The sequence below is a fragment of the Vibrio sp. ABG19 genome (assembly GCF_029962385.1).
Lineage (GTDB): Bacteria > Pseudomonadota > Gammaproteobacteria > Enterobacterales > Vibrionaceae > Vibrio > Vibrio ostreae.
The window spans coordinates 1068598-1090227 of the sequence record NZ_CP071707.1; the positions used below are offsets into that span (position 1 = coordinate 1068598).

Genomic DNA, 21630 nt, shown 5'->3' on the forward strand with positions numbered 1-21630 from the left:
ATTTCCTCAAAAAAAGAAAACCCAGCCGAAGCTGGGTTTGAATCATGGTTAAATTTAATTGTAAAAAGCAGAGCCGGACCGAAACACCTGAGCTACGGTGTCGCATTCCGCACGCATAGTCGCGGTGCCGTCACCATTCCCGAAGTTTTGCATTTCACAATAGATTTGAAGCGTTAGCGTAAATTCTTCATCCGCTTCAATTTTTCTGCAGTAGGTCGGTGACATAAAGCTCGCGTATCTTATGGATGAACCACCTCCGGTCTCTGACCACAAGCGGCTGGATGTCCTGGCCACCTCACTACCGTTATAAAGCACACGGCAATAATACGTACCATAACCTCTCATCTGTTCGTCACGATTAGGGCTTAAACCATACTGGGTATAAATTGAAATCGGATTCAAAACCACCGAAGCCAAATGACCAGTATTGTTAATGCCTGATATTGTACCGACTGATTTCCACGATGCGGATTTGTGCTCGCTCTTATTGATCGTGACAGATTCAGCGCTGACCACGTCACCAATAATTTGGTTAGCTCTCACTCTACCCATAACGTCAACATTACTACCGATCGTCAGGTTATCCAGGTAACCGCCACCGACCGAATACAAGTTGCCGTTGCCCTGCACAGCAAACACCACGTTACCGGACGAATTAACCACCTCAATAACGTTATAGCCGGCATTGGTCACACTGCGCATAAACACGCGATAGCCACCGGCTGACCCGATTTCAACTTTATCGATGAAAGAGCCATCCTGCGCGCGAACCGCACCGGAAAACTCGCCGGTGCCACCTTTGAGTACCGGCGTCTGGATTTCCGTACCGGCCACAAAACGGTCGCCCGTTACCGTGCCGGTCGTGATCTGGTCACCGTGAACGATCATGGTCGGCGTTGACCATGCCGCACCTGTCCAGCGCTTCATCGATGACGCTGTGCCCGCCGCATTGCGGTAGGTCAGGTGCGCATCCTTTTCCGGCGCGCGGCCATAGGTCGATACAAAGTCATTAGTGGCTGTTGCATCATCCGGGAACGCGCCATTTCGCAGCGTGAGCGTGTATGACCCGGCCCCGACTTGCGCTTGAATTGAGGCGGCGTTTTTCAACTCAACCCCATCGCCGAGGATCATACGGCCTCGCAGTATCAGCTCGCGAAGTTCCGCATCCAGCTGCAGTAATGGCACAAAATTATCGCCCTGCATGACTCCTACACGCAGATAATCGGCGATAAGATCCAGTGCTGACTGCTCACCGTCGTTTGTGTTGACCATCCCGCTGACCCGTCCGTTGACGTCCGTAGTCAGGCCACCTTTGGCCGTCGCTTTGCCATCCTTATCCACAAAAGCTTCTGCGTGATAAGCCACTTTCGCCGCTTGCTCACCTATCTGTGCAGTCAGCTGCTGAGTGGCGGTCGCTAAAGACTGAGCCGAATCACTCACTACTTGCGAAATTGCATTGATGCGCGCCTGGCTTTCGTCATCCAGCTGGCTTTCCAGCGTGTTCTGCAGTGTGGCCAGAGACTGAGCCGTGTCACTCATCACCTGCGAAATTGAATTGATGCGCGCCTGGCTTTCGTCATCCAGCTGGCTTTCCAGCGTGTTCTGCAGTGTGGCCAGAGACTGAGCCGTGTCACTCATCACCTGCGAAATTGCATTGATACGCGCCTGGCTTTCGTCATCCAGCTGACTTTCCAGCGTGTTCTGCAGCGTCGCCAGAGACTGAGCCTTGTCACTCATCACCTGCGAAATTGCATTGATACGCGCCTGGCTCTCATCGTCTATCTGAGAGCTCAGTGTCTCGCTGCTTTCTGCGATAGCCTGCTCATTGTCCGCTACCACTTTATCCAAACGGGTCAGTTGGGCCTGCTGAGCATTTCGCGCCGCGAACAAATCCAGCAAAGATTGAGCCTGACTGGCCAGTTTGGTGGTCAGTGTCGTTAAACGTTGATTGGCGTAGGACAACGAAATGTCCTGGTCGCTAATTTTCTCCTCTTGTCGGTGGCTGTCGAACGCCGCCAGCAGCGCATCCCGGCCCGCATCGCTGGGTAACTGGTTCTCAACGTTGGAAATCTGAGACACAAGCATCTGCTCAGAATCCGCCCGGGCCTGATCCGCATCTGAGACCACTTTAGAAATGGCCTGGACACGCGCCTGTGTCTCATCATCCAACTTGCTTTCCAGATTACTCTGCAGCGTCGCCATCGACTGATTCAAGTCACTCAGCACCTGAGACACGGCATTGATGCGCGCCTGGCTCTCATCGTCCAGCTGACTTTCCAGATTGCTCTGCAGCGTCGCCATCGACTGATTCAGGTCACTCAAAACCTGTGACACGGCATTGATGCGCGCCTGGCTCTCATCGTCCAGCTGACTTTCCAGATTGCTCTGCAGCGTCGCCAGCGACTGATTCAGGTCACTCAAAACCTGTGACACGGCATTGATGCGCGCCTGGCTCTCATCGTCCAGCTGACTTTCCAGATTGCTCTGCAGCGTCGCCATCGACTGATTCAGGTCACTCAAAACCTGTGACACGGCACTGATGCGCGCCTGGCTTTCGTCCTCAATCTGAGCGGTCAGTGTTTGATTAGATTCAGCTATCGCCTGCTCGTTATCAGCGGTCGCTTTATCCAATCGCACAAGGCTGGCTTGCTGGGCATCTCTCGATGCGAAAAGTTGCAACAGTGACTGAGCCTGGCTGGCCAGCTCCGTGCTGTGAGCGTTGATTTTCTGCTGCGCGTAAGACAGCGAGACTTTTTCTGTCTCGATCTCCCCAGTACGCAGAAAGTCATTAAAACTCTCCAGCATGGATTGATAGCCACGCTCACGGTCACCGGCCGCATTCCGGACGTCGGTGATGCTGACCACAGTCTGATCAATCTCGGCATCCAGAGCATCAATTTTCTGCTGCGCCGCCTGCAGTTGTTCTGCCTGCTCGGCCAGCTGATCATCGGTGCCGCCCGATTTCCCGTTGTAAGCCACCACCAAATCGGTGATATGCGCGTCAGCGCCATCAATCCAGCTTTGTGCGGAGTTGGCTTTGTCCACCGTGCCATTGTCCGACAGTGTCTGCAGTGTGGCCGTGACGCCATAGGTGCTGTTCCAGGCATCGATTTGAGTACGGACATCAGATTGCTGCAGCGCGTTCTTATTCCAGAAATCCTGGGTGATGTACACCGACCAGCGCGCATTCTCGGCATCCAGTTCTTGTTCTGCCTGCGTCACGCGATAAGACAGGTCACGCAGTTGCAGCTCTGACGCCGACGGCTTACCAATTTCGATGCTGGCGATTTCCGCATCCATCACCAGGCGAATGCTGTTAATGGGTCCGGTCCAGCCATCTTCCGGTGACAAAGCAAGGATCACCGTTTCAAATTCACCAGGTACGCCAGGCGCTGGCATCGCGACAGCTTGGTTTCCGCCGTTCCAGGACAGAGTGCCGCCACTGGCCGCATTGACCCGGAGTCGGATCGCGGTGTTTTCATCCGCATCAAAGGATAAGTCCGAGCGGCTGAACACGGTGCCGGTAATGGTCCCGCCCACATTCCAAGTGACATCCGGCCATCCCTCGGCGGTCGTGTTGAACTGCCACGAGTACGCAGGCGTAATTGCGGCCATGGCCCCAGAGATCGCCTCATTCACATCGGAGTATGATGCTTTCTGTGTGATAGCCGACGCATTGAGCTGAATTGCCGCCTCTGCCGACACCAGGCGATCACCGGTTTCCGTTTCGACCCGGTTGATGTCTTGCGTCGCCAGCAGGATTTGCGCGGCCACGCCATCGATACGCAGCGAGGCTTCACTGTAACGGGTATCCGTGTACTGGTAAGCCCGGTTAATGATCAGACCCGTTTCCCGGTCACGATACACCACCGCATCGGTCAGGGTTTCCCCCTCAAGTAACCGGCGCTCATGCTCCTGCATGAATGTCTGCATCCGGACTGCAGAATCAAACACGCTCTTGGCTGCACTTTCACTGCTGCGAGTCAGCGATTGTAGCTGCATATCTTTGCGCTGCAGGTCCGCTTTGACCGCTTCAATACTTTCCGTCGCCGCGATCCGGTTGACTTCGGTGACGTCTTTCAGTTCTACCACTGAACGTTCAACGTCACCAATCATGTCTGTCAACGCCACTTCGCTGGCAGCCTGATTCTCATGCAACGCCGATAACGACTCATCCAGTGAGTCAAAATAGGCGTTAAGATTGTCGTCCAGGATTTCCCGGGTCAGATTGCCGGCCAGAATATCCAGCAGTACCGAAGCATCATTTGTCGTCGCTGCGGATACCTGCACGAACTCGCTCTGCCCGACCGCATTCACGGCGCGTACCTGGAAAGAATACAAGGTTTCCGGCTGCAGTCCCTCGATCTGCCAAGCAACGCCAGTGCCACGTAACTCCCCGTTAAACCAAAATTCGTACTCCGTACCAAACGCCAATGTGGTCGATTTGGGACGCAGGATGATGTACGTGTTCCCGGCGTCCACTTGGATTTCAAAAGGAGCATCTGGGGCGACTATGTCGATACTCAATACCGACCAGCCCGATACCGCAATCGCACCGACCGTTCTGACGGCAAGCTCATAGCGACCGCTCAAAAAGACCGGAATGGCGACATACTTGGTGCGGGTTCTCTGGCGCCAGATTTCCTCGCCATCGGCCACGACGATGACGTCATAGCCGTCGGTGTAGCCACCGGCGCTGTTCCATGCCAGGACGCCGGATACGCCCGGTAGGTCTGACACTAAAAAAGAAAGGTCGCTCGGAGGAGCGACCTTGTTTGGATTGGGCAGTTCAGTGTCCGGATAATCCGGCTTCGGTGGCTTTTGGTGCCACAAGTAATGACTGTCCTGATACTCGACCAGCTTTAACTTGGTCTCTTTTTCCTTGTAGCTGATTTCCCGGACAGAGAAGGGCTTCGCGATCCAGCCTCTCGACTGAGACGCGACGGTGACCACATCCATCTCTTCCACTTGCCAGCCAACAAATGACTGCACCGACAAGTTGAGTGTGGTTGAGTCCCGGCTGGCTCTCGCCAGTACCTCGGCATATTGCATGGCATGCTCAAAGGTATCGATACCCGACACGGTTTCTTCTTTGGTTAAATCAACACCGTTGTCTTCTTCTAACCATTGAAGATGGAGTGCGCTGTTTTTCTCCGGGAACGTGACTTCATCCGTTTTCCACTTCAAATCCTTATTAGGAAAACGAATGGTCACCGAGTTGTAGCGTTGGTTAATATTGACCGACGCGGACGACATTCCACCGGTCAGCATGTCTTCACTAACGTGCATGACCGGATCTTTGGCGCGGTCAATTTCGAGCTTCAGACCGAACTGGCCCTCAATCAAATAACCGCGACAGGTTTGCAGGATGTCTTCCACGTTCTCCTGCAATTTTTTTTCGGTATCAATGACCATATTACAGGTCATTAATCGCTGCCCATCATAGACGTTATTGCAATACGAACGCATGAGTTCGTTATGCTCTGCATCCCAGTCGACATCCCACCCACAACCATAGTCAGAATTGAACAGGTAGTCGTAGATCACGTCAACGGGATTGGATGAGCGCGCAGTTATCGTGGCTTTGAACTCAGGACGGCCTTGCGGATAACGTTTGTATTCGTCATCCATGCGCAATTTGAGATAAGTGACTGCCAAACCACGAAAGTCCATGCCGGACATGTCATCCGGGGCTTCATTACGAAACCATGCTGGCATAGTCTGATCATCACTGCCGTAGCAATGCTCTAATCGTTGGTCCCCTGGCGTCGCAGACACACCAAAGGTTGAATAAGGTAAATCATCAAAAGTGAAATCTGACAGACTGGTAATCGGGCCGACCGTCCAGACCAGAATCGCATAGTAGACTTCATTATCCGGATCGCCGGATACATCTTTGACTCCTTGGTACACGATAACCGGCGGAACCTGCCTGGTTCCGTAAATCACCGGGATAGACTTATCGATACCAAACCGGTTAACGGCCAGACCACCACGCTCCTGGTCCGGCATCTTCATCCGCTTAGCCATAGCAATGCTATAGGCAGCGGTTGCAAGAGAAACAACTATTGCAATTAATCCAAACACTATTTCGCTCCTGCTTTCCCGGCCCAATACACGGTATTTGAGGCCATGGCCGCATATTTCATCGCTTCATCTTCAGAATGACGTTTCTTATGCGAATGTGGGGAGGTTCGCCATGTGTTTGTCCGCTCAAACTGAGACCACCGGCTAGCGGCGGTCAGTTGAATCTGGCCGTCAGAATCATCGTCAGATTTGCCCACCACGGTTCCGCTCCACACTCTTTCAACGAACAACACTTCACCGGTTGTCTGGCTGAGGTACGCACGTTCAACTCGAACTTCACGTTTAAAAACATCCGTGCCCAGGATAGTGGCGACAATCGCCGGGTCCGCCATGCTGAAACCAAACTTCACTTCCGACACGCGCATTTCAGCGGTTCGGTTGAGTGAATCTAACCCCTGAAACGAACCTGATGCCTGATAGACAGAACCACCATATTCAATATCATGGCCACCACTGGTAAACGTCAGCTCATTTTCAAGCGAAAACTTGACTAAGTAGACATACGACACCAACCGGCTTGCGAGCATGTCCACGACACTTTGAGGGTAACTTTTCATAGAAACTCAATAAAATCTAACTTGGCGTAAGCGATCAAAGGCGTTCCAGCTTTCAACTCGTAAGACTGCGGTTTAGAGCCGGGCTTTTTGATCAGAGTAAATTCCGCACCGCTGCCGTTCACAGTGGTACCGGCAGGAATGCGTTTCTTGATGGGACAGTTCAGTTTGACTACTCCTTCCCCTGCCTGGTTCGTGATGACATCAGCCATCACCCGATACACTTTGGTTTGATTGGCCAGTGTGATGAGGTCACCGGCCTTTAACCACACCACATCTGGCGGCGCGTTATAAACGGAAAACTCAAAACTACCTGGTGGGGTTTCCTGTACAATCGCATTCCCGCCCACCCCACGAATTTTGCTAATAATCGGTGGCTTCCAGGTGAATGCAACAGCTGGCCGCATGCTTTCTACCATGGTCCAAAACTCCATGTGTTCATCTTGGTCCTTCAACTTTCGACTGGTGTATTCCAGTTCAAACCGGTGGCCTGGAATATCTAAGACTTCAACATGGAGGTTGGGGCTTTCATTGCTTTCTGACGGGTAATTGGATTTTAGCTCGAGGTCTTTGCAAAACTTGGATAAGTCCACTTATAGGTTCTCCCCTCGGTCTCGTTTCACCGCCGCCACCGCGTTATACACATCTTCGCGATGGTCCATAATCATCTGCCGCATTTCACGAGAGCCGAGCGCGGTATAGGTAAAATGTTGGTGGATAGGCTGACTATCAGAGGAGGATACCGATGGCATTGAACCGCTGATTGACGGCCCCCCAACATCACGAAAGGATGGCGTGTCATGAAGAGACATAATGCGTTCATACATACTGTCGATTTGGTTAGCGGATTCATTGGTGTAAACCCGTTCGCCTTTATTCAGTAGCCAGGTACCTTCGGCCGGAATTTCAGAAATACCGCTGTGGGCCATACCGGCAAGACCTTGTCCCATAATCAGTCCGGCGCTCACCGCAGCCATAGCACGAATCCTTACAGCCATCGCCTCACCTGCCAGAGTAGGCATTTCGGCTATAGCACCCATCGCAGCTACTTCACCCTGCTGTATCACTGACATCGCCGCCAGTGCCTTTTGCGCAACAAAGGCAGCTTTCTGTAGCGCAGACCCTTCTTCTGCAGTAGAAGCGATAATCCCCAGCGCTTGAGACGCAATCTGCATTTTCATCTGAAGAGCTTGTTTTTCGTAACGCTCTTCAGCTTTGGCTCTCCGTTCAGCTTCTCTGGTCGCTTTCTCGGTTTTCGCTTCTTCTTTGGCGGCATATGCATCAAGCTCTCGCTGCATCGCCTCTTCTTGTCGTTCGGTAAACTCCTCCTGTTTCTCTTCATAGAAGTCATTCTCCCGAGAGCGATACTCAGCTCGGAGCGCTTCCATCGAGTCAAAACCACGGCGGCGAAGCTCTTCTTCAGAAACATTAAGCTGCGCGATTTCCTCTAAACGGTCATCATGAGCAAGCTTGAGCTTTTCACGCTCGGAGGCGTATTGATTGTCGAGTGAGGCAAGGATGTTCTCGCTGGCTTTCTGCTGTTTAGCCACTTCATCACTGTTACCGCTGCCGCTTGAGCCTGATGAGCCGGAGTCATCACGGAGACCTGGCTGAGGTGTGTCATAGTTCATACCGAACCGTAGGGTGTTGTACTTTTTCTGCAGCCGGTCAATTTCCTGTTGACCCTTTTCAATGCTTTCATTGACAAGACTCAGGTCAGTGTTGATGTTCGCCAGTTCATTTTTGCTTTGACCAAACGGGTTAATGCTCGGCAGGCTCTGACGATCTACACCGCGATACTTTTCAAACTCCTGAGTGAGTTTTTCCCGCTCAGCCTGGTCTTCTTTCAGTTGAGAGCGCAGCTCTGAAAGTCGGCTGACTAATCCTGATTCCGTGCGAGGGGTGTCCGCCATGCTGTCAAACATCGTCCCCCAGTAATCCACTGCCGTGGTCAACTTGTCCGTGAGCCAGTCAATCTGATCACTGGAACCAATCACAGCATTGGCAAAAGAGCGCTGGAGCTTCATGCCGACTTCATTGAGCTTTTGGTCCATGTCTTTGAACTTCTGGATGTCGAATTCCGACATGGCCACGTTCAAATCATCGTAACGACCCGTCAGCTCATAGAGCTTCTGGCCGTTATTTTCCAGCAGCGGCATTAACCCGGAGGCTTCATCCGCAATGGCTTCCAGGTAAGTGATCTGCTCCTTCATCGGGACGTTGGCTTCATCCATCGCGTTTTTCACCGCGACCAACACTTCCGGACTGGACAACTTACTCAGCTCATTCGCCGTCAGGCCCACTTTTGGCGCGACATTGTCAAAAAAGTCTTTAAATTCACCCCCACCGTTAGCCGTGAAATCACCCAACTTATCGTTGGTGTCTTTCAGGATGTCAGCCATCTTATCGCCACTGATGCTGTACTGCTCAGAGGCATAAGCTAACGCCTGAATCTGCTCGGCAGATACCTGAGCGACACCGGCCATGCGCTCAATCTCACGGCCTTGGTCCGCCGTTTTACTGATCATCATGGTGGTCGCAGTGGCCAGTGAACCCAGCCCGGCTGAAATAATCCCGGTCGCTTTGAGCGCAGTTGAACGCAAACTCTGAAAACTGGCGCTGGCTTTATCCAATTTCTGAGTAAAGCCAGCGGTCGAATCGTTAGCCGCTTCGGCTTCTTGCGCATAGCCCCGCAGCATCTTCTTTGCGTACTCAATATCGCGATTAAACTGCGCATTCTCCGTATTAAAACGGATATTAAAGTCAGCTACTTGGGCACTCAAAACGCACTCCTCCGGCAGCAGCGGCCATGGCCATCAACTGCTCTTCATTCGGTTCATCGGGTTCTATTGGTTCAGGATTTGGAAGGTAGTCACGAACCGAGGCGGGTTTATCAAGTTTTATACCAGCGGCCGCTGCCGTGATGTTCCAGTTGGACGCGCAAGCGACTGCAAAACGCCAGTTATCCATTTCATGGGTGAATCCATGCTTTGAGAAATGATCCTGCCACTCAACCACCATTTCTCCGCTGATTGAATCCAGCGCGCGCCGCCAACACAGCATGTTGAACTCACGCGCAAGATTCTGTGCGAAGGATTTTTCAGCCAGCACTACGCTTTTGGGTCGATGGGACCCTCGCTAGGCTCAGATTGCTTATGGTCGGCTTCTGGATCTTTGCTTTTGGGCAAAGGAATACCCGAAAACTCAGCCACTTCATCGTGGAGTGTATTGATGTGCTCTTCCGTGAAGTGTGCCATCACGTACTGGTGCCGTTCATCCAAATTCGGCATGTCCCAATCTTTCATGCCATAAGCCACCAACCGGGCACGGGCCTGAAACGTGATTTTTCCGAATAAGTTGATGACCTTGGCCATCGCATCCAGATACTGCTGTTTTTCGCTTTCTGGTGCAGAATCATCCGGCTTGACCGGCATAGATGGCTGCTCTAAGTTCGAGGTGTACTCGATATACTCATAACGCTCCAGACCGGAAAGCTGGGTCACGGTGACGGAGACGTCACCGATAGGCACTTTTTTCTTGCTAAGAAATGAGGCCGTCATGCTTACGCCCCCGCATTAGCTTGTTGAACAATCAAATCTTCAGCGATGATGGGCTTGCCCACTTGCATGAATTTGACGGTGCGCGTCATTTTTTCATTGATGGTGACGGTTTTACCCAGCTGGTTAATGTAGCCACGGAACGCATCCACTGCACCATTGGGGTATTTACTGCGATACACTGTAGTGACGCTATTGTTCACATCAGCGATCAGTTTTTGCTGACCGAGTTCACCGGGCTTCCACTCTAAAACCAGCGAGGTTTCGCCCGGAGTTTTCTGGCCCGGCGTGGTTTTGGTCCATTCGGCATCATCGTCATCCAGACGACTATCGTCCTCATCGGCCACGGTGATTTCGTTTGGCGTGATTTCTTTCAAACCGGCCAGCTTTTCCCATTTATCATCCGCCAGGTAATCGGCATAAGTTAGGGCGGTTTCATCCTGTCCATCTTTCAGACGCCAAAAAGACGTTCCGGCACCTTTAATCGCTTTGGAGAGATCAGTGATTTCACTCATCGTTAAACCTCTTCGTTGTATTCCACATTAAAAATAAGATCGAGCATGCCCCATGGCTGCTCGTCATCTCGCACATAGTCAAAACCGCTCCGATTACAGTTCTCCAGCAAACCGGCGGCATTGTAATGCTGACCAATCACCTTGAGGACAGCCTGTCCCAACGCATCCAAATCAGCATCCACATCGGTGTCTGCGACCAGATACACACGCACGATCATCTTGGCTGACCAGGTAATCTCGCTCATCGAGCTTGCGCCTGGTTCGCCGTCACCCAAACTGACGGCGATAGCCGGGATGTCTCCACCCTCGTCATAAATGCTGCTTTCAGGCACATTGATGTACGCCGGAAAGCCGTCAAAAAAGGAGGCTATCGTCGGCTCACCATCGGGCGGGTTCAACTTGGCTTTCAAGTCACTGATGACTTGCTGTCGGATCTGACGGTTAATTTCCACGAACGGCTCCTCGTCTCACGACCAAACGAACTTGCTGCTGCATCGCGCTGGCCAGCTCTTTGGGCATGTCAGATTTCATTAAACGCGCGCTGTGACGCTCAAACGCACTGGTGATTTCAGCAGACACCGGCACCTTACACACCTGAATCGGATAACGGCGGTTGCTGGTGCGCTGCATGATGTGCCAGCGACCATTTTTCAACTGCTGGATAAACGCGTTCTCAAACTTATGGCGACCGACCACAATCGCGGTATTTCCAGAGAGTGTCCGTTTGGCAAATCGTCCCCGCTCACCCCGCACCGCACTGCTGACCTGCATACGGCCCTTTTTACGCTTAACCTGCGTACGGGCCGTACCGATAGAAATGGCGGGTAAGTCGTTACGACGTACCCGCACATAAGCCACCGGGCGCTTAGCAGAAGCCCGGCGAACAGTGGCCCTTGGTTTGATGACTTTTTGCGTGACTTTGATGGCTTTCGCTGCATCTTTGATTGAGTAGACCACCGCCCTTGTGGCGACGCGGTTAATCGCCATAGCGCTGGCGCGCGGTACCGCTGATTTTTGCAGGCCAGCCAGGTTTTTAACCGCAAGGGCTAATTGATCATCAATCGCGCTCATAACACCACCACCGTCTCGCCGTCTTCGTAGTAAGGGCCACTGGTTACTTTGGCTATTTTCCCGCTGGCAACGAATTCGATCTGGTCATTACGCTTCACCCGGACATTATCCGTGCGGCGAAATTTCAGACGGCTGACCCGGCCAGACATGGCATCAAACTCGTTGATGTTTTCGTCATAAATGGCCGTGACTGAATCCCCGCCATTTATACGAACCTCAACCCCCATGGTCTGATAAATGGCGTGGTCTGCGTCATCCATCAACCGATCAAACTCGCTATCAAACATGGTTAGCCCTTCATGCTGGCAACAAAAGCCGCCACACCGGCATCAACCGCATCCATGGCCGCTTGTTCGTCCAGGTACTTTTCCTGACCTTGCAGCACAATGGCCGTTTGACCGTGTGAGCGGCACTGGAATGTTTTGAGGGCATGAACCAGCAGATCGCCGGCATCGTCTGTTTTCACTTCCGGAACCGGACCATCTTCAGTCAGAGTGGATCCGTCCGGGAGCAGACCTGACGTAACCAACACATCCGTTTGAGCCGATGCCGGACCCGCTGCCGTTGTGCCTTCCGGTGTTTCTTCACCGGCAGTATGGTTAAGGAGAGGATCTGACGATGTGGTGGTCGCTCCTGATTGAACATTCTCATCACTCCCGTCGTCTGGTAGCAGTTCTTCAAGCTCATCAATGATGGTATTGAGCTGAGCTTCCGTCGTTTTGTCGGTGTATTTTGGCTCGGTGATGCCCAGCTCTTGGCAGAGTTCATCGATACGCTTTTGCAGTAGTTGTTTCTTACTCATGGGACCTTCCAAAAAAAATGGGGCCATGGCCCCATTGTGTTCGATTCAAACCGAGCGATTACTCGGCCACTTTCACCACCACGACGTGATTCACGTCGATCATGTACATGGCTGGCGCAGATTCCGTTTTGGTGTAACGGATTTCCGGGTCACCATTTTCGGTCCAGTCTTTGACATAGCGTTCGGCCTCATCCACACCTTCGCGCTGGGCGGAAAGGTCTTGAATCTGACCGTACAAACGCGCACCACGCACCGCCGCATTCGCCAGAACTAGGTGATAATCGCGCTGCACTTTCTTGGTGGCACCATCGCGGTCAGTGTATTCTTCGTTCACCACGATGATGGTGACGTCACCCAACTGACCTTTGATGCTGACGGTTTTACCCAGATCTTTCAGCGAAGTTTCCAGTTCTGACGTTGAGCCGCGACGCGTCTCCAGCTTGTCATTGAACTTCTTAAACTTGCGCATCAGCGCCCAGGTTTTCGGGTCACAAATGAGGGTATCGGTCAAACCATCCGAGTTCGCCGCCCACTCTTCGATGTCGGCTTCAATGTCGTAGGTTTCGAAATCCTGATTGATCCACATCGCTGCACCAATCAGCGTAATGTTGTTGCTGGCGCGGCGACCCGCATCGATTTCATACGGCGTTTCGATAAACTCGCTGTCGATGATAGTTTTGCCGTCATAAACCATTTCCGCACACATCAGCTCTTCACGGTCACGGATTGCCTGCTCTTCCGCTGCCAGGTTCTGCATCACAATCGCATCCTGGCGATCACCGGCGCTCATTTCACCGGTGTATTTCTCACCTGGGCGACGCTTCACGGCTTGGTTGGCGGTGACCTGATGCTTTGATTTCACATAAGCAGGTTTGAACGAGGAAGTTTTGAAACCTTGGTTACGATCAACGGCTGCGCCAATCATGGGTGAGCAAAACACCGCAATCTTGGTTTTATTCGGGATCATGTCCAGGTCGACTTTCTCCGTTGAGAACGTATAGCTTTCACGGAAAAAGAAACGCTGGAAAAAGTTGTCACGACGAATACCGGCTTCATGAATGGCCATCAGTAGTTCGCGTGTAGTGTAGTTATCGGCCATAAGGGTCTCTCTAATCAGAATTCAAAAAAAAGACGACGATTATGCTTCGTCGTCTACATAAATGGCGCTGCCCAGGAACGCGGCACGTTTGGCCTTGTCAGTGTCCACAGATTCCGGCCAGTTCACGGCACTGATGCGAAATCCGCCTTGAAGATACACCGCCTGGCGCTGATCAGAGCCATTGTCGGTGACCGGTTTTGCCGCCATCACAGTAGCTTTACCCGGTGTGCCGTCCCACACTACCAATGTGGCCGCATCGGTAGCGTCCTGCATCAGCGGGGTCAGCTTCGGGAAAGATTGACCGGCCTTAATCACAACGCGGCCCGTTACCGGAGCACTCAGCAGTGAGTCATCCGGCGTGTATTGAGTGAGTTCCATGAATCAGTCCTTAATCAATGTGTGAATAGGATGCCGCCAGGCGGCTAACGTTTTTCTGCTCTTCCGACGCTTCGCCGGTACCCACATCCTGACCTAACTGCTGACCATGCTCGGCACCAATCGCGGCCAGCGCCGCATCGTTACCGGTTGGTGTGCCCGGTCCGGCAGCAGCCAGCAAGGTCTTGGCCATATCGACAGAGATATTGGCATTTTTAGCCAGCTCCATCGCCAAACCTTGGTTCGCTTGCGCTTCCGGCAAAGACAAAATACCCATGCAGCGGTCACGCTCTTGGTTCGCGGCACTTGCGGCCATGGCCGCAGCATCTTGCGACGGTGCGGAAGGTTGGGTTTCACCCGTATCAACCGTGGCTTGTTGCTCCGGCTGTTGAGTGGTTTGGTCGGTTTCCGCTGGCTGAGAGGCCGAGGCGGAAGAGTTATTTGTTGCAACCGTCATAGCGGCTCCCATATCGACTGTTGTTGAGTTTTTCTTGAAGTGTTCAGACATCATCTGAACTGCGTCGAGGCCGTTCACGACTTCATTGGCAAAACCAATCTCCACCGCGTCCTGTCCCTCATAGGTTTGTGCTTCGGTATTGAGCACCTGATTAACATCGATGCCCATATAACCGGCGGCTTTGTTGGCAAACGTCTGACGATTCGCCTCCAGTTCTTTTTGCCATTTCTCACGAACATCCTTTGGCAAGGCCGCGTAAGGATTGCCGTCAGCCTTATGACTGCCTGCCGTGAGCAAGGTGATTTCAATCCCCTCCTGCTCGAGCATCTTTTCGACGTTGGTGTGTGCGGCAATGACGCCCACTGACCCGGCCACACCGGTTTGAGTAATCAACCGGCGGGAGCAAGCCGAAGCAATCATCTGCCCGGCGCTGCAGTGCATGTCATAACCCAATGACCAAATCGGTTTGATACTGCGGTACTGAGCAATCTTGTCGGCCAAATCGAAACACCCGGCGACCATGCCGCCTGGCGTGTCCATATCCAGCATGATGGCTTTTACTTCCTGGTCGTACACCGCCTGAGTCAGTCGATGCATGATGCCGTCATACCCGGTCATGCCTGACATGGGCTGGATGTATCCGTATTTGTGTACCAGTGAGCCACTGATTGGGATGATCGCAATTCCATTAACGACCTGATAACTCCGGTCATTCGAACGCCGGGGATTGTAGGATGCGGCCTCTTTTTTCAGGTCCGCACTCATCAAGACGTTGCCGTCCATATCGGTCAGCTTGTGAACATTGCCAAGGCGCTGGCTCAACGCCGAAAAGAACGTGCGCGCATAACCGGCTTCTAATGCCAGAGGCCGGTTGAACACCATCGTGATTAAATTGAGATGTGATCCGTTATTCATTGCTTCCCTCGGGTTGGTTATCCGGTGCCAGAGCCTGCAATCGCATCCAGCTTGGTGGCGGCAAGCCTTGTTTTTTCCGCTCTTTCATTTCAGCGACCTGCTGCTCAAACACTTCCTGATAATCCTCGCCCATCTGTGCCAGCTCTTTCTCGTAAGTGGATAGCCCACTGTCGATTTTCAGCACAGCCTCTTTCACTTCTTTCAGGCCATCAATGGCCAAGCGACCAGAGCCAATCCAGTCCGATTTGGTCCAGGCATGGCGGCGCTCGCAAAAGGTAAAACGTGCTTTTCGAGGCAACGTGATGTATCCGCGTAGGATCATTTCTTCAAAAATGAGCGCAAAAATCTGGCTGGCGAACCGGTTAGCGATGATTTTTCGTCGCCCCATGAAGTAGCGCCATGAATCGTTGTGAGCGGCGCGAATGGTGCTGTAGGACATCTGCGAGTAGTTGCGGGACAGCTGAGCGTAATCAACGCCGGTACCGGCGGCGATATAACGCAGAATCGACTGCTCCAGAGCAGAAAATCCGTTGTCCGCATTACCGGCGCTGTGCAGGTTGATTTTATCGCCTGGCATCAGGTGAGGCAGTTTGACCCCGTTGAACTTGATTTCGTTGGCTGAGTAATACTCACCATACGTCATCAGCATTTTCTCGATGGCACCATTTTGAGTGTCCGCTCCAAACAGAAACTCCATCGCTTGATCTGATCCCAACTCCGACTCAATGCTGGCCGCGTACATCGCATTCACGACCGCACGTTGCAACGTGGTGTTTTGCAGCGTATCGAGCATTTTTAACTGCTCAAGGCTTGACATGAACCGGTTTACGCCGCGTGTCTGACCACCCTCGACCGGCTCAAAAATATGAATGAATCCGGCACGACCAGAACGGTTGGTTTTGGCAATGCGCCGCCAGGTTTTCATCAGGCCAAAGTTATCCGCGCCTTCCTCGACGTAAAATGCCACCGGCGCACCATGCCGGTTAAGCTCCACGCCGCCTCGGCGCTCCGGCCGATCCATGGCATGGTTAGGGTTAGTGACTTTACGCGGTGATACCATACGAATCGCGGTCGAAAATGGTGAGTGCCGGTCGTTAATCCATTCCGGTTTCGCCATAATGTCGCCGGTCATGGCATGCGTTTCCACCGACTCACGCATCATCATAGTGAACGTGCGGCGACGTTCGGCATCAATGAAGCAACCCGGGTCTTCGGCAATGTCACGAAATATCGCCTCCACCTCCTGCACAAACCCTTTGTCCGGTTTAATGCCAAGCAGGCGCCAGTTCGGTTTGTAACTCAGGCGAAATTCAGACCCGATGATGTGGTCTTTGTGCAGCTGAATACCGTTAGCCGCGATGCCATTGTTGCGTACCACGTCATCGGTTCGGGCGTTGGCCTGCTTCATCACTGGCAGCAAGGCCGCATCCGTGGATTTTGACGGTGGATTCCACCCTTTCAACTGTCCACCGAACCCGACCCCGCCAGCTCTGAACACCGATTCTCTGAGTGGTGTTTGACCATCTGCGGCCAGTAATCCGGTGTGTTTCATCAGAATCCCACTCCTGCTGGACGGCGGCGGCGCGCATTGGTGATACCAAGCTGCGACTTCAAGTCGTCAATGTAAGCGCGTAGCTCATGGATATTGGCCCGGTTGTAATCAACCCGGCGGTCCCCTTTTTGGATGCTCACGGCCAGTGAGCCAGTTTGCAGCCGGTGATACGCGTTTTCCGCTTCACTCAGCCTTTCTTGTAAAGTCATGCTCCACCTTTAAGACGTGCCGCTAACTCAGCAATGCTGCTGGCTTTGGGCGTTGATTTGACTGGCTCAGGGGCATCCAATACCAGTCCGAATTTTTGCACCAGGATATTTAATGCGGAATAGGCGTAGTTCCAGCCATCCAACGCTTCATCGTATGCGTGATACTGTTTCACCCAGCGCCAGACAGTGCGGTTGTTTTTGTCGTATTCGAGTTTCTTGTTGGCAGAGCAGAGTTGCTTGAAAAACTCATCACCAGCAATCTCATCATCCAGCGGGAAATGAACGCAGCCAGGTACGGGTTCGGTGCCATTCGGCATAATCGACAAACGGCTGTATAGGCGTTGTTTAATGCCATCGGTACCGAGTCGGGTCAGATACACTTTCTTGGCGTTTTTCTTGCGCGGGAAGTTTTGAATTGGCTTACCATACTGGTTCTCACCCTGGATAGGGATCACCCACATCACGCCATGGCGGCGGCTCATTTCATAAACGTCATCCGTTTTATGGCCCATGGCATCCCAGCACCACAGCCGGACATCCATTTCTTCGCCATTACGCTTTTTATAGGTCCGGGTTAACACCGAACCAGCCGTATTCTTTAAGGTCTGCGAGGACAAGTCGCCCAGCAAAACAATGTGAGACACCAGCCAGCACTCTTCACCGGCCCCCCATGCCCACACGAACATTTCAATTCGGTCATCCTGGGTATCAATACCGCCAGTCAGGACGATGGCCTGATCCGGTACCGGGTTGTCCACTCGATTACCTGACCACCAAATTTCACGACGGGACTTGAGCACATCCCATTCCAGTTTCTCGCCGTTTTCGCCTTCCCACAGCTCACCGAGAAACACATTCACAAACGTTTTTAACTTCGAGGGGTCTTTGTAACGGTTCAGATATTCCCGCACTAACCCGACCCAGCCATCGGTCATGGTGGTGTTGTAAGCGGCCCAGCAATGAATCCCTACACTTACCGGAACCGGGATAGGCTTATCGTCGCAATCAAAGAAATGCTCTCCATCCTGAGTCCAGGTTAAGTCCTCCGCCTTCCAGCGGCCCTTCAGTTCCATCGCTTTCAGCTGCGGATAATGGATCGCCTGGTGACATTGGCAGCACTGGTAATAGGCAGTCCGGGCCTTAGCTTCAATGCTCTGCTGTGTGCTGTCCCACTTCATGCCGTAGGGCGCGTCTTTGCTTCCCCATTCCAGCACCTGCTCACAATCGCAATAGGGACAAGGCAGATAAAAACGGAAAGTGAGGTCCATCTCCATCATCAAGCGCTCGATGTGAGACTCGCCCGTATTGGTTGGTGTTGTCCCCCAGCGCTCCATCGGAAACGCCGCCCCTTCAAGACGGGTCCGAGCCAACGAAATAGGATCGCCCTCTTTCCCCAGCTCCCAATCCCAGCCATCCACTTCATCGCCAAACAAAGCGGTTTTGGTTATCCGTCGCATATTCTTAGGCGTTGCCGCTCCAAGAATGTCCAGAATCCATCCCAGTCCCACTTTCTTTTTGGTGGTGTTGTTTTGGTCTTTGGCGAACAGGTACGGAAATATTTGTCGAATGATCGGCATGTCTAACCACGCACCGTCTATCTCATCGATGCAGAAGTTTTTGGCGTCGTCGTCCGTGGGCTGATAAATCACAGTGTTCGCTTTGAACTGATGCAGTAAACACGTCACCGCAGCAATCATCATTTTCGACCAACCGATACGCGCCGATTTCTGAAACGCCAGCCTTCGGATTGCCCGGTTACACATCATATTCAGGATCGCAACCTGAAACGGTAGCGTGACCCATGCCCCTTCTTCCTGCGATGAACCGGAAGCAAGCCGGTAATGCTTGTTCGCCCATTCTGCGCCGCTAACTAGTGGCGTCTTCTTCAACACTGTTAAACCACGACGAACCGATTTCCGGATCGCTGTCAATGTAATCGGAGAGATCGGGTTGGACATCAGCACACTCATTACAGACCGCGATAATTTCTTCCTCCAGAACAGAGACGGCTTCTGGCGGCATGTCCAACCAGGATTTCTTCATCTTGGGGATCAAACTATCTAGGCGTGATCGGATTTGCGACGCCACCTGACCAATGACATCGGGAATAATTTCTACTGGTGCGTAGAACTTTTCAAAGGTCAATCGCTTGGCCCGCATCATGGCGACGGTTTCGTCTAGTTTGTCGAGCTCGAGTTCGCGCTTGCGTTGCTCGTAGTGTTGGGGATCATTTTTCTTGTCGGTTTCCGCTTTTTGATCCGCATTTTTGGACTGTCTTAGGTATGCGTTATAGGCATGATTGCAGACTAAAGGGTCCATGCCTCCGCGACCTTTCGCCGCAGGCAAGATCCCTTGCTGGATAAGGTTTCTGACCTGTCTGTCGGATATTCCAAGAAGCTCGGCTATATCCGACTGCGTGAACTTTTTGTCTGGATTGAATAGCTGATTCATTCATGTTTTATAACCGGAAACCGGAAACCCCAATTTTGAAAAAAAATTTTAGCGAGCGACTTCGTGCGAGGCATAAACCCCGTGGTAATTCCAGATCCGTGGAAGGACCCATTCCATTGAGCCGGCATCTACAACCTAACGCTCTCATGCAAGCAATTGACTTGACTGACATTTCATTCCAGATGTTTAAACAATGGAGGACAACACAACTCACGAACGCGCTGCTCTTCTTCAAGTAAACGAGGCTTTTCTTTCTTGCGTTCGTTCATCAAGCGACTACCAATCGTACCTTTCAGCTTTGACCGGGTTTCTTTAACCACGAACTGATTCATGGCTTCCTCACCCATAGCCTGACGGCCACGCAGTTTCTCAGCCATCCAGTTAAAGGCTTGGATATAGCTTTCTTTAACAGAAAATGCGACCTGACCAGTGAATCCCATAACCAACATAATCCACCCATCCTTGGTTATGTGGTACATCGGTCTACACTTTCCTTGGTCATCCAAGTAGTTAGCCAACGCAAAATTGCGTTGGCTGAATTCAGGAGAGCAGTCACGAACTATTTGCCTGATTTTTCTCATCACATCACTATGACGTTTGAGAAAATACTGAGCCACTTTAAGTGAGGTAGTAATAACCTCACCATCATTCACAATAACCATCTGGTTGAAATCAAACGCTGGGAGCACATGGATATTTGTCATTATCTTCACCTTATAGAAATGAGCCCTGTCGCCCAGAAATGCCGTCCAAAGAGATAAACGATAATTCTCCAGGACTCATTTCTGTAAGGCTCTTTGATTAGCGAGCGCCGGGCGTGGCGCAGATACAAAAAAGCCCCAGCATAGGCAGAGGCTGGGTTACTTCTGATTCAGGCACTGAGTCCTGATGTAGTCCTGCAGATACTTCGTCTGCTGTCGGTTCTCCGCCATCATTCGTCGGAGATGTAGATAATCTTGCTGAGCTGTTTCGGTAAGTCGTGCGGCGGTTGCATCGTCCACGCTTCCGGTGCTGGTGGCGTTGGACACTGCGGCTGGACAATCTGCCTTGACGTACACCCGTTCAGGGCCAGTGCGCAGACGATCACTAAGCCGATCAATCTCTTCCTTTGCTGCTGACAGTTGTGTGGCATGTTCTGCTCCGAGTTGATTAAACGCTATGACTTTCGCAACCTGCTCGTTGTTCAGAGCAATCAGTGAATCACGCTGCTCGGTAACTTGATTGAGTTTTACCTCAGCGTTTTCTCGCTTGTGTCGCTCAATCACGAGCAGGCTTGTCACGCTGATGAAGGCGATGATCATTGCGCCAAAAGCAATAAGCCTTACGGTGGAGAGAGTTTGCATACTTCCTCCTCGACCTGCCTGCGATTAATCAGGCCATTCCATTTCTTTCCGCCGGCATACACCCAACGCTTAAGCTCATTGCATGCGTCGGTCAGGTCACCTTCATTGAGTCGCTTGAGTAATGTCGATCGCTTAAACGCGCCGACACCGACATTGTACGTAAACGAGTACAGCGCAGCGCGTGTTGTAACCGGGATGGCGGGCGGGATAAGCGGGTCAACCTGACGTTTCACAGCCAACAGGTCTTGTTCAAGCAACGATTCACACTCTGCCTGCGTATAAACTTTGCCTTCAACGATGTCAGAGCCTGTGTGCCCGTTACATACTGTCAGCACACCAACAACGTCGCGGTATGGCACATTTTCATGCCCTTCAAATGGCTTCACCATAGAAACAGCGATTGTCAGCGCACTGGCGCCGGCTGCAACTAAAACCTTTACCGTTTTGCTAATCCTGCTCATTGCCAAACTCCGCGTTGAATCGTTTCTTCTGCCAGTAGTTATTGATAAATGCCGTGAGTAACATACCCGCCAAAGCGATCAGCACCATGTAAGCATCTGTCGATATTGAACCGAACACGCCAATAGCGGTATTCCACCAGTACGACAGAGAACTGGAGACTTTTTCATTCATACGCATACCC

22 protein-coding genes are annotated in these 21630 nt (G+C 52.1%); all 22 read right to left on the bottom strand.

The window, feature by feature from the left end; translation table 11 throughout:
* Positions 1 to 54: 54 nt before the first annotated feature.
* The 22 genes from J0X00_RS04815 to J0X00_RS04920 all read right to left on the bottom strand — a co-directional run bounded on the left by J0X00_RS04815 (position 55) and on the right by J0X00_RS04920 (position 21626).
* Positions 55 to 6087 (bottom strand): hypothetical protein, encoded by a 6033-nt coding sequence (locus J0X00_RS04815; RefSeq protein ID WP_282476475.1) that lies wholly within the window; start codon positions 6085 to 6087, stop codon positions 55 to 57.
* Positions 6087 to 6644: a DUF2163 domain-containing protein gene (locus tag J0X00_RS04820; protein WP_282476476.1), complete on the bottom strand. Its 558-nt coding sequence runs from the start codon at positions 6642 to 6644 to the stop codon at positions 6087 to 6089. Before J0X00_RS04820 ends, J0X00_RS04815 begins: the two co-directional genes overlap by 1 nt.
* Positions 6641 to 7234 (bottom strand): hypothetical protein, encoded by a 594-nt coding sequence (locus J0X00_RS04825; RefSeq protein ID WP_282476477.1) that lies wholly within the window; start codon positions 7232 to 7234, stop codon positions 6641 to 6643. Before J0X00_RS04825 ends, J0X00_RS04820 begins: the two co-directional genes overlap by 4 nt.
* Entirely contained in the window at positions 7235 to 9424 is a 2190-nt protein-coding gene (locus J0X00_RS04830; protein WP_282476478.1) for a hypothetical protein, read from the bottom strand. It abuts the gene before it with no gap.
* The gene (locus J0X00_RS04835) at positions 9405 to 9752 is read right to left on the bottom strand and encodes a phage tail assembly protein T (protein ID WP_282476479.1); all 348 of its coding nucleotides are present in this window, start codon (positions 9750 to 9752) and stop codon (positions 9405 to 9407) included. Before J0X00_RS04835 ends, J0X00_RS04830 begins: the two co-directional genes overlap by 20 nt.
* Positions 9752 to 10201 carry a phage minor tail protein G gene (locus tag J0X00_RS04840; RefSeq protein ID WP_282476480.1) on the bottom strand — a complete coding sequence of 150 codons (450 nt, stop codon included), beginning with the start codon at positions 10199 to 10201 and terminating at the stop codon, positions 9752 to 9754. The genes J0X00_RS04835 and J0X00_RS04840 overlap by 1 nt, the downstream gene beginning before the upstream one ends.
* 2 nt (positions 10202 to 10203) lie before the next feature.
* Positions 10204 to 10713, bottom strand: coding sequence for a phage tail tube protein (locus J0X00_RS04845; RefSeq protein WP_282476481.1), 510 nt, complete (start codon positions 10711 to 10713; stop codon positions 10204 to 10206).
* Between the two features lie 2 nt (positions 10714 to 10715).
* Positions 10716 to 11165: a phage tail terminator protein gene (gene gpU, locus J0X00_RS04850; protein WP_282476482.1), complete on the bottom strand. Its 450-nt coding sequence runs from the start codon at positions 11163 to 11165 to the stop codon at positions 10716 to 10718.
* A complete protein-coding gene (locus tag J0X00_RS04855) occupies positions 11155 to 11784 on the bottom strand; it encodes a phage tail protein (RefSeq protein ID WP_282476483.1) in 630 nt (209 codons plus the stop codon). The genes gpU and J0X00_RS04855 overlap by 11 nt, the downstream gene beginning before the upstream one ends.
* On the bottom strand, positions 11781 to 12071 hold the full coding sequence (locus J0X00_RS04860; RefSeq protein WP_282476484.1) for a head-tail joining protein: 291 nt from the start codon (positions 12069 to 12071) through the stop codon (positions 11781 to 11783). The genes J0X00_RS04855 and J0X00_RS04860 overlap by 4 nt, the downstream gene beginning before the upstream one ends.
* A 2-nt stretch (positions 12072 to 12073) precedes the next feature.
* Positions 12074 to 12586 (bottom strand): hypothetical protein, encoded by a 513-nt coding sequence (locus J0X00_RS04865; RefSeq protein WP_282476485.1) that lies wholly within the window; start codon positions 12584 to 12586, stop codon positions 12074 to 12076.
* A gap of 58 nt (positions 12587 to 12644) precedes the next feature.
* A complete protein-coding gene (locus J0X00_RS04870) occupies positions 12645 to 13685 on the bottom strand; it encodes a major capsid protein (protein WP_282476486.1) in 1041 nt (346 codons plus the stop codon).
* Between the two features lie 39 nt (positions 13686 to 13724).
* The gene (locus J0X00_RS04875) at positions 13725 to 14063 is read right to left on the bottom strand and encodes a head decoration protein (RefSeq protein ID WP_282476487.1); all 339 of its coding nucleotides are present in this window, start codon (positions 14061 to 14063) and stop codon (positions 13725 to 13727) included.
* A 10-nt stretch (positions 14064 to 14073) separates the two neighbouring features.
* A complete protein-coding gene (locus tag J0X00_RS04880) occupies positions 14074 to 15432 on the bottom strand; it encodes a S49 family peptidase (protein ID WP_282476488.1) in 1359 nt (452 codons plus the stop codon).
* Positions 15425 to 16984 (bottom strand): phage portal protein, encoded by a 1560-nt coding sequence (locus J0X00_RS04885; RefSeq protein ID WP_282476489.1) that lies wholly within the window; start codon positions 16982 to 16984, stop codon positions 15425 to 15427. The genes J0X00_RS04880 and J0X00_RS04885 overlap by 8 nt, the downstream gene beginning before the upstream one ends.
* A complete protein-coding gene (gpW, locus tag J0X00_RS04890) occupies positions 16984 to 17193 on the bottom strand; it encodes a gpW family head-tail joining protein (protein ID WP_282476490.1) in 210 nt (69 codons plus the stop codon). The genes J0X00_RS04885 and gpW overlap by 1 nt, the downstream gene beginning before the upstream one ends.
* A complete protein-coding gene (locus J0X00_RS04895) occupies positions 17190 to 19085 on the bottom strand; it encodes a terminase gpA endonuclease subunit (protein WP_282476491.1) in 1896 nt (631 codons plus the stop codon). The genes gpW and J0X00_RS04895 overlap by 4 nt, the downstream gene beginning before the upstream one ends.
* Positions 19060 to 19644 (bottom strand): helix-turn-helix domain-containing protein, encoded by a 585-nt coding sequence (locus J0X00_RS04900; RefSeq protein WP_282476492.1) that lies wholly within the window; start codon positions 19642 to 19644, stop codon positions 19060 to 19062. Before J0X00_RS04900 ends, J0X00_RS04895 begins: the two co-directional genes overlap by 26 nt.
* A 173-nt stretch (positions 19645 to 19817) precedes the next feature.
* Entirely contained in the window at positions 19818 to 20348 is a 531-nt protein-coding gene (locus tag J0X00_RS04905; RefSeq protein WP_282476493.1) for a Rha family transcriptional regulator, read from the bottom strand.
* A 156-nt stretch (positions 20349 to 20504) separates the two neighbouring features.
* The gene (locus J0X00_RS04910) at positions 20505 to 20987 is read right to left on the bottom strand and encodes a lysis protein (protein ID WP_282476494.1); all 483 of its coding nucleotides are present in this window, start codon (positions 20985 to 20987) and stop codon (positions 20505 to 20507) included.
* Complete coding sequence (locus tag J0X00_RS04915; RefSeq protein WP_282476495.1) at positions 20966 to 21448, bottom strand: lysozyme; 483 nt, start codon at positions 21446 to 21448, stop codon at positions 20966 to 20968. Before J0X00_RS04915 ends, J0X00_RS04910 begins: the two co-directional genes overlap by 22 nt.
* Positions 21435 to 21626 carry a hypothetical protein gene (locus tag J0X00_RS04920; RefSeq protein ID WP_282476496.1) on the bottom strand — a complete coding sequence of 64 codons (192 nt, stop codon included), beginning with the start codon at positions 21624 to 21626 and terminating at the stop codon, positions 21435 to 21437. The genes J0X00_RS04915 and J0X00_RS04920 overlap by 14 nt, the downstream gene beginning before the upstream one ends.
* Positions 21627 to 21630 lie beyond the last annotated feature (4 nt).

What these genes read in the sequence shown, in the direction of transcription:
- J0X00_RS04820 (WP_282476476.1), bottom strand. Translation starts at nt 6,644, where the DNA reads ATGAAAAGTTACCCTCAAAGTGTCGTGGACATGCTCGCAAGCCGGTTG.
- J0X00_RS04840 (WP_282476480.1), bottom strand. Translation starts at nt 10,201, where the DNA reads ATGACGGCCTCATTTCTTAGCAAGAAAAAAGTGCCTATCGGTGACGTC.
- J0X00_RS04845 (WP_282476481.1), bottom strand. Translation starts at nt 10,713, where the DNA reads ATGAGTGAAATCACTGATCTCTCCAAAGCGATTAAAGGTGCCGGAACG.
- J0X00_RS04855 (WP_282476483.1), bottom strand. Translation starts at nt 11,784, where the DNA reads ATGAGCGCGATTGATGATCAATTAGCCCTTGCGGTTAAAAACCTGGCT.
- J0X00_RS04860 (WP_282476484.1), bottom strand. Translation starts at nt 12,071, where the DNA reads ATGTTTGATAGCGAGTTTGATCGGTTGATGGATGACGCAGACCACGCC.
- J0X00_RS04865 (WP_282476485.1), bottom strand. Translation starts at nt 12,586, where the DNA reads ATGAGTAAGAAACAACTACTGCAAAAGCGTATCGATGAACTCTGCCAA.
- J0X00_RS04870 (WP_282476486.1), bottom strand. Translation starts at nt 13,685, where the DNA reads ATGGCCGATAACTACACTACACGCGAACTACTGATGGCCATTCATGAA.
- J0X00_RS04875 (WP_282476487.1), bottom strand. Translation starts at nt 14,063, where the DNA reads ATGGAACTCACTCAATACACGCCGGATGACTCACTGCTGAGTGCTCCG.
- J0X00_RS04880 (WP_282476488.1), bottom strand. Translation starts at nt 15,432, where the DNA reads ATGAATAACGGATCACATCTCAATTTAATCACGATGGTGTTCAACCGG.
- J0X00_RS04885 (WP_282476489.1), bottom strand. Translation starts at nt 16,984, where the DNA reads ATGAAACACACCGGATTACTGGCCGCAGATGGTCAAACACCACTCAGA.
- gpW (WP_282476490.1), bottom strand. Translation starts at nt 17,193, where the DNA reads ATGACTTTACAAGAAAGGCTGAGTGAAGCGGAAAACGCGTATCACCGG.
- J0X00_RS04900 (WP_282476492.1), bottom strand. Translation starts at nt 19,644, where the DNA reads ATGAATCAGCTATTCAATCCAGACAAAAAGTTCACGCAGTCGGATATA.
- J0X00_RS04905 (WP_282476493.1), bottom strand. Translation starts at nt 20,348, where the DNA reads ATGACAAATATCCATGTGCTCCCAGCGTTTGATTTCAACCAGATGGTT.
- J0X00_RS04910 (WP_282476494.1), bottom strand. Translation starts at nt 20,987, where the DNA reads ATGCAAACTCTCTCCACCGTAAGGCTTATTGCTTTTGGCGCAATGATC.
- J0X00_RS04915 (WP_282476495.1), bottom strand. Translation starts at nt 21,448, where the DNA reads ATGAGCAGGATTAGCAAAACGGTAAAGGTTTTAGTTGCAGCCGGCGCC.
- J0X00_RS04920 (WP_282476496.1), bottom strand. Translation starts at nt 21,626, where the DNA reads ATGCGTATGAATGAAAAAGTCTCCAGTTCTCTGTCGTACTGGTGGAAT.